Genomic DNA, 16,543 nt, shown 5'->3' with positions numbered 1-16,543 from the left:
AGACAGAGAAACTGGCTTACATTACAATACGTTCAGGTATTATGATCCGGATATAGGTAGATTTACCCAGCCAGACCCGATTGGGCTGCTGGGTGGCTTGAATCTGTATCAGTATGCGCCTAATGGGTTGACTTGGATTGACCCGTGGGGGTTAAAATCAATATTGCCAGATGATGCTATTGTATGCAGAGGTGGAGCATGCCTTGCTGATTCATTTAAAAATGGTAGTGGTGTTGTAGTTGATGGTACAGGCAAGTTGGATGGAGTTTCAGTAAACAGCGCAGCAGGTAAAACATTAGATCAACTAACTGAAGGTATTCCACACAATAAAGTAGGCGTTACAACGGTTGGAGATATTCGAGCTGCAGGTGGAGATGTTATACCTTCTCCAACTAAAAATAATCCTCATCATGCAACTTTATCAGGTATTACAGCAAAGCAAGCAGAAGCTTTGATGACACCTACTCAGAAGAACCCATCGGCCAAACCAAAATCCAACAAAAGGAATTGTTAATGCAACAAAATAATAAAATATCCGATGATGAATTGAATTTAATAAAACAACGATGTGATAAAGCGACTAAGGGGCCATGGATATCTTACGTCGAAGGTAGAGATCATTCTAGTGGTTCTAATTTTATTATGACTGGAGATGAAAATAATCGCGGGGATGATATTGAGCTTATTGGCGGAACAATAGATGATCAAGAGTTTATTGCACATGCACGACAAGATATTCCTCGATTAATTAATGAAATTAAAAGACTGAAAAAATTAATTGTAGATATATAGTTTAAAAATACAATATCACCGGCAGAATCGAAAGCTGCCAAAACCTGATTCACTGTAACCAGCTCCTGCATTTCAGAGGACACCACTACCGCTACGACGAGCACGGCAGAACTGCCAGCAAACAGACCATCGGCACAACCCAGCACTACCACTACGATGCTGAACACCGCCTGAGCGAAGTACGCATCGAACAAACAGGCCGCAGTCAGCGTTACGGCTACGTCTACGACGCCCTTGGCCGGCGTATCGAAAAACATCAGATAGACCGCGAAGGCCAACCCTACAACCGTACCCGCTTCCTGTGGGACGGGCTGCAGATGATTCAGGAAAGCAGCGCAGACAAACGGCAGAGCCTGTATCTGTATACTGATGAAGGCAGCTATGAACCGCTGGCGCGGATAGACAGAAACGGTAATCAGGAACAACATATCTACTACTTCCACACCGACCTGAACGGCATGCCGGAGGAGCTGACGGATGAAGCCGGTGAAATCGTCTGGGAATGCTCATACCAGCTGTGGGGCAAACCGATACAGGAGATTGCTCATACAGAGATACAACAGAACCTGAGGTATCAAGGACAGTATTTAGACAGAGAAACCGGACTGCACTACAATACTTTCAGGTACTATGATCCGGATATAGGTAGATTTACCCAGCTAGACCCGATTGGGCTGCTGGGTGGGTTTAATCTGTATCAGTATGCGCCTAATGGGTTGACTTGGATTGATCCGTGGGGGTTAACAACAGAAAAAATAAAGCTTGATCCAGATGAGATTCTTGTTAATCCTAAAGATGTTAATTTCTCTCAGAAAACTATTAATAGTGCTTTTGATACACCTGAAGGAAAACGAAATATACAATCAGTAATAAATGATGTTCGTAAGGGAAAAGTAAAAGTCACAGATTTTCCAGCAATAAAAGCTGTGAACGTGAAAGGCCAATTAGTAGTCAGAGATGGCAATAGTCGCTTAGCTATTGCACGCAGCGCAAAGGCTAAACAAATAAAAGTAATTATTGAAACAAATGTTGACAAATTAAGAGATTTTACCGGTAGACTTAGAAACAATGGTCTGCGTAATACAGGGACAACTAAAATTCCGATTTGTAAATAAGAGATAAATGTTATGAAAAAAGATTTTGCTTATGCAGTAGAACTCCCTTATTGGCAAGCCCCAAATGATGATATTATAATAAAATCAAAGGGCGATTCATTAACTGCATTTTTTAAAATATGGAGTTCTTCTGCTAAATACTCTGTATTTACAGGTATATTTGACTTCTCTTACGTTTGGGCTATGCGATTCGAACGTAATAAAGATTTAAGTTATTATATTCCACGCGAAGATGATGATTTCCATGCATGTTATTGGATTGTTCCAGAGTCATCATGGTTGGAAAAATTAAAGGCTGAAAGACGTTCCTTTTTCCCTGATTGGGATAAATATGATGTAGGAGAATACACTCATTATATTATTCAAAGTGATTCATTTTATGTTGAAATAATCGCCAAAGATATTAAAATATCAAGAAAAAAACTAAAGGGTGTTTTTTAAAATTATCATATAGTTTAAATGTCACTAACGCACTGATGCCGGAGCTAAGGCATTAAAAGAATGCTTATCATAGTAAGAAAGGCAATAGTATAAATGGTCGTATAGGAAAAGGAATATGCTGATGAGTGATTTCAAACTATGGGGTTGGGATAAAAAAACACGCACCATGCTACGGTTTATCAAGGCAGGAGACATATTCTGCTTTAAGTTGGATGAACAGAGATATTGTTTTGGCAGAATTATTATCAAGTTTATGGTTGGTCATATTGCCGAGCTGTTTGATAACATTTCTAATTCTCCGGATATATCTGAAGCAGAAATCAAACAAGCCCGGCGATTGATTGAACCAGTGATATTAGACAGCTACTCATTATTTGATAAGAAAATAGAAAAAGGTAGTGACTGGAGAATAATCGGGCATCAACAAAACTATGTGCCTACCGATATGGATGGCGTATATTTCACCTATGGAGAAGAACCGTGGTGTAAGAAGGTGGATATTTGGGGAAATAAAATCCCTATATCTGAACAAGAAGCCGAATCTCTACCTCGTGTATCTGCATTTGGTGACTATAATATTAAAGAATTATTAAAGGATATCTAAAGCCATACTGGGAAGAGTATTATGCTTTTTCCAGCTTTTATTTATTTCAGGAGTAGTACTTGTACTATACCCTGAAACCAGCACAATAATGCTGAGGTTAATTAAAAATTCTACTGGGTTTTACATCAAACGGTATCTGTTAATCAATTTAATACCTGTTTATACCCACCCGTGTATGGATTACCAATTTTGAAACAAATAAATAATTACATATTCTGAAAGCATCTACAGCCCTATCAAGACTAAAAACCACCGGTAACACCCAGCACTATCATTACGATGCCGAACACCGTCTGAGCGAAGTACGCATCGAACAACTCAACAAAACCGAACGATACCGCTACCTCTATGACGCCCTTGGCCGACGTATCGAAAAACATCAGATAGACCGCGAAGGCCAACCCTACAACCGTACCCGCTTCCTGTGGGACGGCTTAAGAATGATTCAGGAAACCGGCCCGAATCATCCTACCAGCCTGTATATCTATACAGACCAGAACAGCTACGAACCACTGGCGCGGATAGACACAGACGGCAACCAAGAACAACATATTCGCTACACTTCCACACCGACCTGAATGGCTGCCCGGAAGAGCTTACCGACGAAAACGGTAAAATACTGTGGGAATGCAGCTTTCAGCTCTGGGGGAAACGGATTCATGAAATCGAACACGAACCCATAGAGCAAAACCTCAGATATCAGGGACAATATTTAGACAGAGAAACCGGCTTACATTACAATACGTTCAGGTATTATGATCCGGATATAGGACGCTTTACCCAGCCCGACCCGATTGGGCTGCTGGGTGGGTTTAATCTGTATCAGTATGCGCCTAATGGGTTGACTTGGATTGATCCTTTAGGATTCTCAAAGAAAGGGGTACCACATGGCTTTAAGAGCTATGGGCAATTTAAGCAATTTGGTCAAACATTACAGGCTGGTCTGAGTAAATTAGGATATCCTAGCTCAGTTTCATACATGCAAGGAAGTTCTGTATCTGGTGTAAGCTTCTCTACAAGACAACCTTTTGATGTTGGTCGTGTTAGTGATTTTGATGTAGCTATATCACATCCAGAGCTATATCAGAAAGCAGAATCCTTAGGGATAGGAAAAGGTGGACGAACTGGACCAATTAAGATGGGTAGTAATATGGCTAAAGATTTAGGTATAGATGATATTCTACAAAGATTATCTAGAATGTCTGGAGATAGACCTGTAAATGCTATGATTTTTAAGTCTTCAGTTGAAATCAAAGCTAAAGGAAAAGGAATCAGAATTCCAGGGAAATGTGGCGGGCGATAAATGAAAAAATTATATTTTCTAAAATACGGCAGTAATAAATCTAAAAAAGAGATAAGTGAATTGTTGAATAATAAATGGGATATAACTTGCTCTGAACATGATAGCTATTATTTTGGGGTGTACTTCTCTTACTGTGGTCTTTATGCGGACAAATTAACTATTACAGATAATTATATCCCGCTATCCGACGAGTGGTTAGATGAAGAAAATAAAGAATTCTGTACATTAATAGAAGTATCTTTTATTAATGGAAAAAATTCTGATAAATTAAGTAAATATAAGTTTTTAAAAAATGTACTTAATCAGGTCGATATACTATCGATGATAAGTGACAAATATATTGAAGAAAATTAATCAATACTTGATAGGTTGTAGTAAAAACTCTCCTTGGATTATTTTGGCTTTTTACTTTCTTGACGTATTAGTAATATCCAGTTTAATTTGTACTAGCTTAAACTTAATCTGACAGACACTATCTACTCATCGGCATTCGTTCTAACACAATGACTGTCTGATGAGTAAAATAAATTTTCTAGCTGCTTTTCCTTAGCCAGTCCTTTTGTCTCTACCCAAGTTTGCCAAGGTGTCTTACCATAACAGTATTTCCCTGAATGTGCTCTTTCCCGATTGTAAAACTCTAGCCAAAGCTCAATATCTTGTTGTATCTCTTTCAATTCTGTATATATTTTACGTCTAAACATAATATCATAACATTCGGTCTTTATCGTCTTATGGAATCGCTCACATATACCATTCGTTTGCGGACTGTAGGCTTTTGTTTTCGTATGCTCTATATCCTCCAATATTAAGTCAAAAGTAAATGAGGGGTGGGCAAACTTAGACTTAATGAAGAATGGATATGCTCCAATAGGCCCAGATGGAAAACAAATGAACCTTCATCATATATTAGGAAAAGAACCCGGCCCAATGGTCGAGTTAGTTTCCTCAACTCACAAACAATATCATAAGCAAATTCATGGATTAATTGAAAATGGAGGGAGCTTTAGAAATACATCTGCTCTAGATAGGCAGTATAATAAATTCAGAAAAGAATATTGGAAATTAAGAGCATTGGATTTTATGTGAGGTAACTATATGGGTGATATTAAAAATCTTGTTACGCGTTTAAATCATGGCGCTCAAGACGAAGTATATTGGCTTGGAGCTTGTGATGAATCACAAATTAACATACTTGAAAATAAGCTAAATTTGTCGTTACCAAATGAATTAAAAGAATTTATTTTATTGGTTGGTGGCGGAGGTGTTGTTGGTGAAGAAATATCAGGCATAGTTGATAATGATGCCTTGGCTGAGTCTGGAGGAGCTATTTATTATGATACTTGTCAGTGTCGAAAGGAATACTCGTTACCATCAGATATGGCAGTTATTTATTTTAAAGATGACGATGTATGTTGGTGTGTTGATTGTAGGAAAAATACTTATGGACAAATAGTTAATTATGATCTTTTCTCAAGAAAAATATCAAACGTTCTTGCACCGTCATTCAAATTTTTTTTTGAAGAATATGTAAACTTACGGACGTAAATTAAGACTGTCGCAACCAGAGATACTGGGAAACCCTGCAATATGATGCCGCTGTCAACCTGCTGGACAGCAAATACAGAGAAGACTACAGCAACTACAACCTGATTCGCTGTAACCAGCTCCTGCATTTCAGAGGGCACCACTACAGCTATGACGAGCACGGCAGAACTGCCAGCAAACAGACCATCGGCACAACCCAGCACTACCACTACGATGCTGAACACCGCCTGAGCGAAGTACGCATTGAGCAAACAGGCCGCAGTCAGCGTTACGGCTACGTTTACGATGCCCTTGGCCGGCGTATCGAAAAACATCAGATAGACCGCGAAGGCCAACCCTACAACCGTACCCGCTTCCTGTGGGACGGCTTAAGAATGATTCAGGAAACCGGCTCGAATCACCCCACCAGCCTATATATCTATACAGATCAGAACAGCTACGAACCACTGGCGCGGATAGACACAGACGGCAACCAAGAACAACATATCCGCTATTTCCACACCGACCTGAACGGTTGTCCGGAAGAGCTTACCGATGCCAACGGCGAAATACTGTGGGAATGCAGCTTTCAGTTATGGGGAAAACAGATTCATGAAATTAAGCACGAACCCATAGAGCAAAACCTCAGATATCAGGGACAATATTTAGACAGAGAAACTGGCTTACATTACAATACTTTCAGGTACTATGATCCGGATATAGGACGCTTTACCCAGCCAGACCCGATTGGGCTGCTGGGTGGGTTTAATCTGTATCAGTATGCGCCTAATGGGTTAACTTGGATTGATCCACTTGGATTACATGTATCACACGGAATTGATGTTCTCGCTGATGACTGGGCAACTAAAGGTGCCCATGCTCATATTGACAAAATGGAGATTGCAATAAAACCTGGAAAAAATGGTGAAATAATTTACAAACCTGTATTTAGCAATACGAATGCAGAATCAATTGCTTGGAAAAAAGCTACTAATAAATTAGATGATTATTTATCAAATCCTAGAAATAAAGCAAAAGTTGTCGACTATTTGGAAAATGCCAAGGTCAGGTGGCCACGTAAGGGAGCTGAATGGAACCATTTACAAAAAGCATTGAAAAAACATGACATAGTAAAAGGAAAACTTGGCAAAATGAAAAAGATAGGGTGTTAAATATGGAAATGTTAAATATAGATATTATTGATATTATTAACAATGGCAGTTTTTTAAAGTGTCTACCGTCTTTAAAGAGAGACATTTTTTTTCATTGTTGTCAAATAGAAACGATGAAATCAGCAACTTTGTATACTGCTAAAATAGGATTCTTTGATATAGAAATAGGTATTTATAAAAAGGAATATAATGACTACGAAATAATTAATTTATCTGACGATAAAAAGGATTCTAATTATATAGCTATTCATGATATGCATGGAATAATGACAATGAATTTCAATAATATATTACAGTCCAACATCATCCAATTACTACCAGAGTATAAAGTAAATCATATAAATAATATAGAACAAATGGAAATATGTTTCTGTAGTGGAAGTACTATAATTTATCAGGATACCGATTTACCACCAGCAATTATATCAAATACGTTAAAGTCTCCAATTTTATAAATTGTAATTAGATCTAAACATTCAGTTTATTCTAGAAATAAAATTATACTCATATAATAAAAATTAATAAATTAAATATTTTTAACATTAAATAATATTTAATTACCTAAATAAGGTAAATATTTTGATGTAGGTCCTGACTATTTATGCCATTAATATATTAAAAGAATATTTAGTAGGGAAAAATAGGATTGTCCTTTACTTATTATAAATAGACAGGATTATATTGATTGTGTTTTTAAAACAATTAAAGAAAATAGATAGTTAAAAATAATAAACCAATTGTGACAATAAAACCAGTTGTTTAGTCTCTAGTAGGCTTGACTTTAGCTATAATGCCTATAGCCGTGTTATCGGCAAATATACCCCCGACACCACCACCTATCAGTACGACCCACTGGGCAATCGCATCGCTACCACCCTGCCGGATGGGCGCACCATCAATAACCTGTATTACGGCTCCGGCCACCTGCACCAGATTAACATCGACGGCCACATCATCAGCGACATCGAACGTGACAACCTGCACCGCGAAATATTACGCACCCAGGGACGCCTGAACACCCAGTTCAAATACGACCGCAACAGCCGGCTGCAACGCAAACAGATACAGCGCAATCAGAATCCCATCCTGCCTGATATCTTCATCGAACGCAGCTACCAGTACGACAACCTCGACCGATTGGTAAGCAAAAAGCACAGCAAACACGGGCAGACCGATTACCGCTATGATCACACCGGCAGAATCGAAGGCTGTCGCAACCAGAGATACTGGGAAACCCTGCAATATGATGCCGCTGCCAACCTGCTGGACAGCAAATACAGAGAGGACTAACAGCAACTACAACCTGATTCGCTGTAACCAGCTCCTGCATTTCAGAGGACACCACTACAGTTACGACGAGCACGGCAGAACTGCCAGTAAACAGACCACCGGTGCCACCCAGCATTACCACTACGACGCCGAACACCGCCTGAGCGAAGTACGCATTGAACAGCTCAACAAAACCGAACGATACCGCTACCTCTATGACGCCCTTGGCAGACGCATCGAAAAACAAAAGTTAGACCGCGAGGGCAAACCTTACAACCGTACCCGCTTCCTGTGGGACGGGTTAAGAATGATTCAGGAAACCGGCCCGAATCACCCTACCAGCCTGTATATCTATACCGACCAGAACAGCTACGAACCACTGGCGCGGATAGACACAGACGGCAACCAAGAACAACATATCCGCTATTTCCACACCGACCTGAATGGCTGTCCGGAAGAGCTTACCGATGCCAACGGCGAAATACTGTGGGAATGCAGCTTTCAGTTATGGGGAAAACAGATTCATGAAATTAAGCACGAACCCATAGAGCAAAACCTCAGATATCAGGGACAATATTTAGACAGAGAAACTGGCTTACATTACAATACTTTCAGGTACTATGATCCGGATATAGGTAGATTTACTCAGCCGGATCCGATTGGGTTGCTGGGTGGCTTGAATCTGTATCAGTATGCGCCTAATGGGTTGACTTGGGTCGATCCGTGGGGGTTAATGAAATGTGGCCTTACAGGGAAGGAAGTTGGCAATGCAACTAACTTACCTATCATTAAGCGTGGTAGCCCTGAATGGAAGAAAGCAACTGAAATAATTCAGAGAGATGGTAAATCCAATTTTAGAGTGAAGGATAAAGCTACTGCTGAACAACTGTTAAAAGATGTTAGAGGAAAGATAGAGATTCAGCCTACTTACTCTGAAATTCCATACAAAAAAGGTTATGAACATCACCCTAATGAATCGCATACAATAAATGCACCAGAGAATAATATACCCCACATAAAATGGAAGGATTGGAGTTTGGGTAAAAAATCTGGTGGAGCTGGGCATATATTTTATGAATAAAAAATTATTAACCATTGATGAAAAAAAATATCCTATTGCATGGAGATTTAATTCTAAAGATTGCTTGCTATCTTTTGATGAAAAAAGACAGATTATTTTTCTTGATACGGAGGAATCTAGTAATTTTTGGGATGTGACATTCCCATTTAACCATTTAATGAAGATGCATTCGTCATTTTGTTCTGTTATAGAAAAAATTAATTTGGATTTTGATCATCCTAACGAATCTTCTTTATTTTTCAAAAATAAATTAACAGACATTTCATTTGCTTTTTTCTTTTGGGGGAAAAAAGCGAGTGCTATTGTACCAGTGGATATTTTTGTAAAATCATGGGATGATTTTTTTTACCCAAGTGATGAAACAAGTATTCTTTTAATTCCCAATGGAAATAAAATGATTTTCTCTTATGAAAAAACATTTTTTTACGCAAATATATCCTTTTGATAAAGATTCAGAAAATACCAGTTGCTGATGTTACCAACTTTATTTTAGCAGATTATAGTTAAGTAAAACTGCAACCTGAGTGTAATAATCAATCTACTTACGTCCACCATTATACCCACAAAAAATTAATTGTTTAGACCAGCGAACAGAATAAATGCCCGTAGCACGTCACCCAAATCAAACAAGCACAGCGTGACGGCAACACCGACCAAACTGAACGCGACAACCTGTACCGCGAAATATTACGCACTCAGGGACGCCTGAACACCCAGTTCAAATACGACCGCAACAGCCGGCTGCAACGCAAACAGATACAGCGCAATCAGAATCCCATCCTGCCTGATATCCTCATCGAACGCAGCTACCAGTACGATAACCTCGACCGATTGGTAAGCAAAAAACACAGCAAACACGGGCAGACCGATTACCGCTATGATCACACCGGCAGAATCGAAGGCTGCCGTAATCAGAGATACTGGGAAACCCTGCAATACGATGCCGCTGCCAACCTGCTGGACAGCAAATACAGAGAAGACTACAGCAATCACAACCTGATTCGCTGTAACCAGCTACTGCATTTCAGAGGACACCACTACCGCTACGACGAGCACGGCAGAACTGCCAGCAAACAGACCATCGGCACAACCCAGCACTACCGCTACGATGCTGAACACCGCCTGAGCGAAGTACGCATCGAACAAACAGGCCGCAGTCAGCGTTACGGCTACGTCTACGACGCCCTTGGCCGGCGTATCGAAAAACATCAGATAGACCGCGAAGGCCAACCCTACAACCGTATCCGCTTCCTGTGGGACGGGCTGCAGATGATTCAGGAAAGCAGCGCAGACAAACGGCAGAGCCTGTATCTGTATACCGATGAAGGCTGCTATGAACCGCTGGCGCGAATAGACAGAAACGGTAATCAGGAACAACACATCTACTACTTCCATACCGACCTGAACGGCATGCCGGAGGAACTGACGGATGAAGCCGGTGAAATCGTCTGGGAATGCTCATACCAGCTGTGGGGTAAACCGGTACAGGAGATTGCTCATACAGAGATACAACAGAATCTGAGGTATCAGGGACAGTATTTAGATAGAGAAACCGGGCTGCACTACAATACTTTCAGGTACTATGATCCGGATACAGGAAGCTTTACCCAGGCCGCTCCTATTGTGTTGCTGGGCAGCTTTAATATGTGGCAGTAGCTCCTGCTTGTTAAACTGAAACGACTCCCGGGTGATTTCCATATAATTCTAAAACTATTTTATTATCAAAATTAATATCAGACAGAATCTTTATCTTTTTATTAATAAACTCATGCCAGTAAAGTTATTAATAAAAAGATTTATATCAATTTATGCAAAAGAAGTTTTTGCATAATAACCTGACTAATATCCAATTATGCAATAATTTAAAAAAATAATGTAAATTTAAATTATTTTTAATAAATAATAAATCTATTTAAAAATAATTTAAATTAATTAGAAAAATTTAACTTTCTGATAAATTTTCCTTATATTAATATATAATATATTGTATTTAAATATAAAAAAATAATAATATATGAAAACATATACCAGTTAACATTATAATGTAATATAATATTTTCTATCTAACTTGCATAAATATGCAATTATAATTATGTTTATAAAATAATTTTAAAAATTTATTTTGCATTATTTGATTGGAAATGATATTATTCTTCCACGGTTGAGATTGGCATAAAACTATTCGAAGAAATAGATTATCCGAAAAGTTTATTTTTAAACTTTTATTTCTGAATCGTACTTATTTATTAAATAATAATTTATTCAAAATATATAATAACAAAGAGGAAAATTAAATGATAAATTTAAAAAAACCAGCTAAACAAACTACTGTTAAAACAAAATATCCACTTGTACTTGTACATGGTCTTTTTGGTTTTGACCGAATTATGGGATATCCCTACTTTTTTAATATCGCTGATTCTCTGAGAAAACTGGGATGTGAAGTTTTTACTGCAGCTGTTTCTGCTACCAATACGACTGAAGAGCGTGGTGAACAGTTACTGGTTGAGGTTAAAAATATTCTGAAAAAGACTGGTGCTCAAAAGGTAAATCTGATCGGACATAGTCAGGGTGCGCCTACCTGCCGTTATGTTGCTGCACTGCATCCGGAATTGGTGGGTTCTGTAACATCTGTAAACGGTGTAAATTTTGGTTCTGAAATTGCAGATTTGATGCTGGATATCCTTTCAGGCAAGCTTGTTGGTGCTACTGCTGATCTGATTGTTGAGTCTTTTATGAAACTGATCAGTTTATTAAGTACTAAACCTTTATTACCTCAGGATTTTGAAGGTGCTCTGAAAAGTCTGTCAACTGAAGGCACTAATGCATTTAATAAAAAATATCCGCAAGGTCTGCCAAAAACATGGGGTGGTCAGGGTAAAGAGCTGGAAACTAATGGTGTTTATTATTATTCCTGGAGCGGTATTATTAAGTCAAACGCAATTAATGAAGGTTTGAATACTGTTGATCCATCCCATGCTATCCTTATAGCATTAGGTGCGTTCTTCAAAAAAGAACGTAAGCAAAATGATGGTTTGGTTGGTCGTTATGCCACTCATCTGGGTAAAGTTATTGGTTCTGATTACCAGATGGATCATTTGGATGCAATTAATCAGATTGCTGGTGCACATCCTACTAAACCGGATCCTGTAAGCATTTATCTGGATCATGCCGCACGGTTACAATCTAAAGGGCTGTAATCTGAGGGAAGCTGTTTTATTTTAATAATAATAATAAATGTCATTCTGACAAAAATCTGAATTATCTTGCCCGGCCTGATAATTATAATAATAGGGCTGTATACAAGTACTGAATCCTGTTTTTTGCAGGATTCAGTTTTTTTATATAAAACTATTGTGGGTATTTATATTATATATGCATTATATAAATATATTTAGTTATGAATACACTTTATAATTTAAATGAATAAATTAATACAACAGAATTTTAAGGCAGGAGTGTAATTAAATTCATTATATGATAAAAAATAATTTAATTTTAATAAACAAATATTAACTTAATTTATAAATATTGTGATATTATTTTTTTATTTGTGTTAAAAGGTTAATTTATATGATGAAATCAATACACCCGCCATTAAAGTTAAAAACTATTCTGCTAGTTGTTCTGGGATCATTGTCGGCTTATAGTGTAGCTGCTAATACTTGTCATGCTATAGACGGATGTAAGGTGCCAGATCCGGAAAATAATAAGATTATTATTACAGCTGATCAATATTATAATGGCATTCCTACTGAGAGTGAATTTAAAGAGTTGTTTACCGAAGCTCACGGAAAAGAAGGTCATAACTTGTCGATGTTCCGGATTCATGAATCAAATAATGCTGCACAATCATTAACGGCAGAATTTTCTCCAAATACTGAAATTACAATAGATACCTCGTATTTAAATAATAAAAAGTACGGAGATCATCGGGAGGATATAGACCATACAGGTGTCAGTTTTGAATCAGAAACGGGAACTGCACAGTTTATGATGCCTAAGGGTGTTCATTTTAGCTTGCAGGGGCAGCCGAAAGAATTTGACGGAGGTATTAAAGGAATTGAACTTAGCGGAGGACATCTGGATTCACAGGCTGATTTTACAATCACTGCTCCTCATTCTCATGCATATTATATTGCTGCTACTGGGGCTGGTACAGCTGCCAGCACAGCGAATATTCATGATTCAGAAATAAAGTTAGGTAAAGATAGTGATTATTCAGCTGCAATTTCAATAGAAGTTTCGGATAATAATAATGCACTCGTCAATGTCAATAATATGAAAATACAAGGTGATGGATATATTAATTCTGGCATAGATATAGTGAATCAGAGTTCAGAGAATCATGCTGTTGCCAATGTTAGCAACACAGAAATAAATCTTACTAATCCGTTCAGTTCAGGTTTTTATCTGAATAACGGAAGTGAAGTAAATGTTAAAAATAGTACTATAAAGTCAGGTATTGGCATTATGCTGGCAACTACTCAGACGGAAGCGGATAAACATACATTTACAATTAAAGACAGCAAGTTAATCGGGCAGGATGCTTTACTAGGTGTCAATGATCATCGTTATTATGTTGAAGATGCTGAGGATGATGATGCTATAGGAGATGAGCAGGTTGCTGCATTACAGCCATTTACTTTAACTGCGGATCATTCTCAATTGGCAGGACGTATTTATATTGATCAGGATCCGAAGCGGGCACCTGAAATAACTTTTAATCTGAATAATGGTTCTTCATGGACAATCAATGGTGATAGTGTCCTGGATGAGCTGAATATTCATGATTCAGTTGTTTCTTTCAGTCAGGGTGGTAAATTTAAAACTCTGACAATAAATGGCGATTTAAATGGTAGCAATAGTCTGTTTAATATGAATACCAGTCTGGCCGATGGACAATCTGATAAGATTAAAATTCATGGTCAGGTTCATGGTGAACATAAAATCAGTGTGGCAGATAGTCGTAAACAGCCCAAAAAACCGAATATTCAGATAACTTTGGTTGAGTCTGAAGGTGGTGACGGATCATTCTCTATGGTTCAGAATTATGTTGATATTGGCAGATATCGCTATTTCTTCCATCAGAACGGAAATGACTGGATTCTAAGTAATGATAATGGTGCCGCATCAGCCGGAGGCGGTCATTATGGCCCTCGGCATGAAATCAGTGATTTTGCCAATTCACTTATCAGTATGCGTCAGGCGGCCAGCCAGTTTGTATATCAGATGCAAAAACCTTTAAATGCACGCTTCAACAGTCTGAAAAATGAGTCACATGTTAATAATATGTGGTTGGACAGTAATTATACCAATAATCATTTTGACAGTACTGGCTCAAGCTATGGGTTGACTACCTCTGGTTTTAAGCAAAAATCATATAGTTTGCAATTAGGTTATGATCATTTGTTACCGTTGGGTAATGACGGTAATCAGACTTATTTGGGTGCTTTTGTGGGGCAGGGGCATTCTAGTGTAGATTTTAATGGTAATTATAAGGACGGTAATCTGAAAGCACTTACTACTGGTGTTTATGTCGGCTGGTATAATACAGCAGGCTGGTTTGCCGATGCGGCTTATCGTTACAGCCATCTGAAAGCTAATGCCAACAAAATGGATAAGGCTACATGGCATAGTAATAGTCTGAGTGTTGATGCGGGTAAAGATTTCAGCCTTTCTGATAAATTGGTAATCACACCTAAAGCTGGTATAACTGCCGGTCGTTTATCCGGTGATGATTATACAAAGAGTACGACTTTTTTTCGTAGTCAGTTAGGTGCGGCAGTTAAAACTACTCTGGCACTGAATAAGGTGAATCTGCATCCGTATGCAGGTGCTTACTGGTTACATGATAAAAACAGTCTGGGACATGCTATTGTTGATGATAGCAATATGCGTATAACCGGAGCTGGTAACAGTGGTCTGTATGAAGCAGGGCTAGGTGTGGATTTTAATTCAAATAATCACGCTGATTTCAAGCTTGATTATGCGAGCGGGCAGCATACAGAGCAGAAATTCGGCATTAATTTTAATTATCGCTATTCCTGGTAATTATGCTGAATTTTGTCAATGCGCCGGTTTTACCCGGCGCATTTTTTATTGAGCCAGATAAATCTGTAATGGCAGTTTCTGTTGATGCAGAACAGCTCTGATTGGCATATCGTTACTATTGATTCCGGCCAGTGCCTGTTGTAGTACCTGTTGTTGTTTTTTGCCGGAAAGTTGCAGATATAAATGTTTACTGTTTAATATTACCGGTAAAGTCAGGGAAATACGATCATGCGGTGCAGTCAGGGGTTTCATGTCTATTACCATTCTCTCGGAGTGCATATCCAGGCCTTTGGATAGATTTTCAGCATGAGGAAAAAGTGATGCAGTATGCCCGTCGTCTCCCATACCTAATACCAGTACATCTATGGGTAGGGGTAATAGTTGCTCCAGACGTGCCTGAATTTCATCTACACCATCATATGGATTTTCAGCTACGGTTTTTAGGCTGATAAAGTGTGCTGCTTTAGCTTTATTTTGTAGTAAATGGGTATGAATCAGCCGTTCGTTGCTGTCTTCGTGGTGTTTATCAACCCAGCGCTCGTCCACGAGAGTAATATAAACTTTCTCCCATGCCAGTTGCGCTTTGCTTAGTATCTGAAACAGCTCTATCGGAGTCGGACCGCCTGAAACGGCAAGAGAAGCGCAATTGCGCAGATTAATTGCATTTTGCAGGTTGGCAATAATAGCTGTAGCCAGAGCTGTATTCATCGCAATAGGTGTGTCATAAAGATGTAACTGATACATGTTCATCTCCTGAAAGATATATCTGGGTTTTATTGGTGATACAGCGATAAGGTTGTTAAATTTAATATTAAAATTATTATTCGCTGGTAATGGGTTAATGAGTTGTATTTCAATGTAATTGTTGTTAAAACAAATAATAGACTGTTGGTATTTTCGTATGTGCTACTGGATATGGTACAGGCTGACGGTTAATATTTTATTGTTATTTTTTATGCTATTTTAATAAATAATAAAGAAATATATATCCGATATTGGCTATTTATAGATTGCTGCTGATAAATTTATGTTCAAGTGTGCTCTTCTGTTTAGCTGATATCAGAGATGTTGCTATCATTAATTTACCCGGGCAGGTTTATATGCTTTGGTTACAGTTTGGTAATAGTTTATTTCTTTGGGATGATATTTAAAGTTTTTGCTGCCGGATGGTGTTAAGTTATTGCTGCT

At 38.3% G+C, this 16,543-nt stretch carries 21 protein-coding genes and 1 pseudogene; 15 read left to right on the top strand and 7 right to left on the bottom strand.

The window, feature by feature from the left end:
- Positions 1–514, top strand: a 514-nt coding sequence (locus tag H3V00_RS10610) for an RHS repeat-associated core domain-containing protein (protein ID WP_198231808.1), incomplete at its 5' end; no start/stop codon positions are given.
- A gap of 190 nt (positions 515–704) precedes the next feature.
- On the opposite strand, the gene H3V00_RS10605 is transcribed toward H3V00_RS10610, so the two are convergent.
- Positions 705–1,070 carry a hypothetical protein gene (locus tag H3V00_RS10605; protein WP_198207896.1) on the bottom strand — a complete coding sequence of 122 codons (366 nt, stop codon included), beginning with the start codon at positions 1,068–1,070 and terminating at the stop codon, positions 705–707.
- 39 nt (positions 1,071–1,109) lie between these two features.
- Between H3V00_RS10605 and H3V00_RS10600 the strand changes: the two genes are divergently transcribed.
- The 3 genes from H3V00_RS10600 (at position 1,110) to H3V00_RS10590 (ending at position 2,952) form a co-directional block, all read left to right on the top strand.
- On the top strand, positions 1,110–1,907 hold the full coding sequence (locus tag H3V00_RS10600) for an RHS repeat domain-containing protein (protein WP_198207898.1): 798 nt from the start codon (positions 1,110–1,112) through the stop codon (positions 1,905–1,907).
- A gap of 12 nt (positions 1,908–1,919) precedes the next feature.
- Entirely contained in the window at positions 1,920–2,348 is a 429-nt protein-coding gene (locus H3V00_RS10595) for a hypothetical protein (RefSeq protein WP_037474060.1), read from the top strand.
- A gap of 121 nt (positions 2,349–2,469) precedes the next feature.
- On the top strand, positions 2,470–2,952 hold the full coding sequence (locus tag H3V00_RS10590) for an immunity 26/phosphotriesterase HocA family protein (protein WP_198207900.1): 483 nt from the start codon (positions 2,470–2,472) through the stop codon (positions 2,950–2,952).
- 242 nt (positions 2,953–3,194) lie between these two features.
- Here H3V00_RS10590 and H3V00_RS10585 read toward each other — a convergent pair whose 3' ends face one another.
- Positions 3,195–3,353, bottom strand: coding sequence for a hypothetical protein (locus tag H3V00_RS10585; RefSeq protein ID WP_198231807.1), 159 nt, complete (start codon positions 3,351–3,353; stop codon positions 3,195–3,197).
- A 23-nt stretch (positions 3,354–3,376) separates the two neighbouring features.
- On the opposite strand from H3V00_RS10585, the gene H3V00_RS10580 reads away from it, so the two are divergent.
- The gene (locus H3V00_RS10580) at positions 3,377–4,255 is read left to right on the top strand and encodes an RHS repeat-associated core domain-containing protein (RefSeq protein WP_198208159.1); all 879 of its coding nucleotides are present in this window, start codon (positions 3,377–3,379) and stop codon (positions 4,253–4,255) included.
- Positions 4,256–4,609, top strand: a complete 354-nt coding sequence (locus tag H3V00_RS10575; RefSeq protein WP_198208161.1) for a hypothetical protein — start codon at positions 4,256–4,258, stop codon at positions 4,607–4,609.
- A 122-nt stretch (positions 4,610–4,731) separates the two neighbouring features.
- Here the strand turns inward: H3V00_RS10575 and H3V00_RS10570 are convergent.
- Positions 4,732–5,064: pseudogene (locus H3V00_RS10570) on the bottom strand (integrase core domain-containing protein); the annotation flags it as partial.
- 37 nt (positions 5,065–5,101) lie between these two features.
- Between H3V00_RS10570 and H3V00_RS10565 the strand changes: the two are divergent.
- Complete coding sequence (locus tag H3V00_RS10565) at positions 5,102–5,341, top strand: HNH/ENDO VII family nuclease (RefSeq protein ID WP_025315294.1); 240 nt, start codon at positions 5,102–5,104, stop codon at positions 5,339–5,341.
- A 9-nt stretch (positions 5,342–5,350) separates the two neighbouring features.
- A complete protein-coding gene (locus H3V00_RS10560; protein ID WP_086290327.1) occupies positions 5,351–5,800 on the top strand; it encodes an SMI1/KNR4 family protein in 450 nt (149 codons plus the stop codon).
- Here H3V00_RS10560 and H3V00_RS10555 read toward each other — a convergent pair.
- Positions 5,713–6,135 (bottom strand): hypothetical protein, encoded by a 423-nt coding sequence (locus tag H3V00_RS10555; RefSeq protein ID WP_198231806.1) that lies wholly within the window; start codon positions 6,133–6,135, stop codon positions 5,713–5,715. The two genes, H3V00_RS10560 and H3V00_RS10555, sit on opposite strands and share 88 nt — an antisense overlap.
- 39 nt (positions 6,136–6,174) lie before the next feature.
- Between H3V00_RS10555 and H3V00_RS11600 the strand changes: the two genes are divergently transcribed.
- Both H3V00_RS11600 and H3V00_RS10545 read left to right on the top strand, forming a co-directional pair.
- Positions 6,175–6,951 carry an RHS repeat domain-containing protein gene (locus tag H3V00_RS11600; RefSeq protein WP_198231805.1) on the top strand — a complete coding sequence of 259 codons (777 nt, stop codon included), beginning with the start codon at positions 6,175–6,177 and terminating at the stop codon, positions 6,949–6,951.
- Between the two features lie 2 nt (positions 6,952–6,953).
- Complete coding sequence (locus H3V00_RS10545) at positions 6,954–7,406, top strand: hypothetical protein (protein ID WP_025315300.1); 453 nt, start codon at positions 6,954–6,956, stop codon at positions 7,404–7,406.
- A 538-nt stretch (positions 7,407–7,944) separates the two neighbouring features.
- Here H3V00_RS10545 and H3V00_RS11495 read toward each other — a convergent pair.
- Complete coding sequence (locus tag H3V00_RS11495; protein ID WP_232335992.1) at positions 7,945–8,193, bottom strand: hypothetical protein; 249 nt, start codon at positions 8,191–8,193, stop codon at positions 7,945–7,947.
- Position 8,194: 1 nt separating this feature from the next.
- On the opposite strand from H3V00_RS11495, the gene H3V00_RS10535 reads away from it, so the two are divergent.
- Positions 8,195–9,301, top strand: a complete 1,107-nt coding sequence (locus tag H3V00_RS10535) for an RHS repeat domain-containing protein (RefSeq protein WP_198208013.1) — start codon at positions 8,195–8,197, stop codon at positions 9,299–9,301.
- A complete protein-coding gene (locus H3V00_RS10530; RefSeq protein WP_025329789.1) occupies positions 9,294–9,746 on the top strand; it encodes a hypothetical protein in 453 nt (150 codons plus the stop codon). The genes H3V00_RS10535 and H3V00_RS10530 overlap by 8 nt, the downstream gene beginning before the upstream one ends.
- Positions 9,747–9,988: 242 nt before the next feature.
- Here H3V00_RS10530 and H3V00_RS10525 read toward each other — a convergent pair whose 3' ends face one another.
- Positions 9,989–10,159, bottom strand: coding sequence for a hypothetical protein (locus H3V00_RS10525; RefSeq protein WP_198208011.1), 171 nt, complete (start codon positions 10,157–10,159; stop codon positions 9,989–9,991).
- Between H3V00_RS10525 and H3V00_RS10520 the strand changes: the two genes are divergently transcribed.
- The 3 genes from H3V00_RS10520 (at position 10,133) to H3V00_RS10510 (ending at position 15,355) form a co-directional block, all read left to right on the top strand.
- A complete protein-coding gene (locus tag H3V00_RS10520) occupies positions 10,133–10,957 on the top strand; it encodes an RHS repeat domain-containing protein (protein ID WP_198208008.1) in 825 nt (274 codons plus the stop codon). The genes H3V00_RS10525 and H3V00_RS10520 overlap by 27 nt on opposite strands.
- A gap of 638 nt (positions 10,958–11,595) precedes the next feature.
- On the top strand, positions 11,596–12,501 hold the full coding sequence (locus H3V00_RS10515; RefSeq protein ID WP_084552574.1) for a triacylglycerol lipase: 906 nt from the start codon (positions 11,596–11,598) through the stop codon (positions 12,499–12,501).
- A gap of 373 nt (positions 12,502–12,874) precedes the next feature.
- Positions 12,875–15,355, top strand: a complete 2,481-nt coding sequence (locus H3V00_RS10510; protein ID WP_198208007.1) for an autotransporter outer membrane beta-barrel domain-containing protein — start codon at positions 12,875–12,877, stop codon at positions 15,353–15,355.
- A gap of 45 nt (positions 15,356–15,400) precedes the next feature.
- Here H3V00_RS10510 and pgl read toward each other — a convergent pair whose 3' ends face one another.
- The gene (pgl, locus tag H3V00_RS10505) at positions 15,401–16,099 is read right to left on the bottom strand and encodes a 6-phosphogluconolactonase (protein ID WP_174830982.1); all 699 of its coding nucleotides are present in this window, start codon (positions 16,097–16,099) and stop codon (positions 15,401–15,403) included.
- Between the last annotated feature and the right edge of the window lie 444 nt (positions 16,100–16,543).

Origin of the sequence: Snodgrassella sp. W6238H11, assembly GCF_016100525.1 — a bacterium.
Lineage (GTDB): Bacteria > Pseudomonadota > Gammaproteobacteria > Burkholderiales > Neisseriaceae > Snodgrassella > Snodgrassella alvi.
The sequence above is the reverse complement of the archived record's forward strand: the minus strand, read 5'-3'. Positions and strand labels throughout refer to the sequence as shown.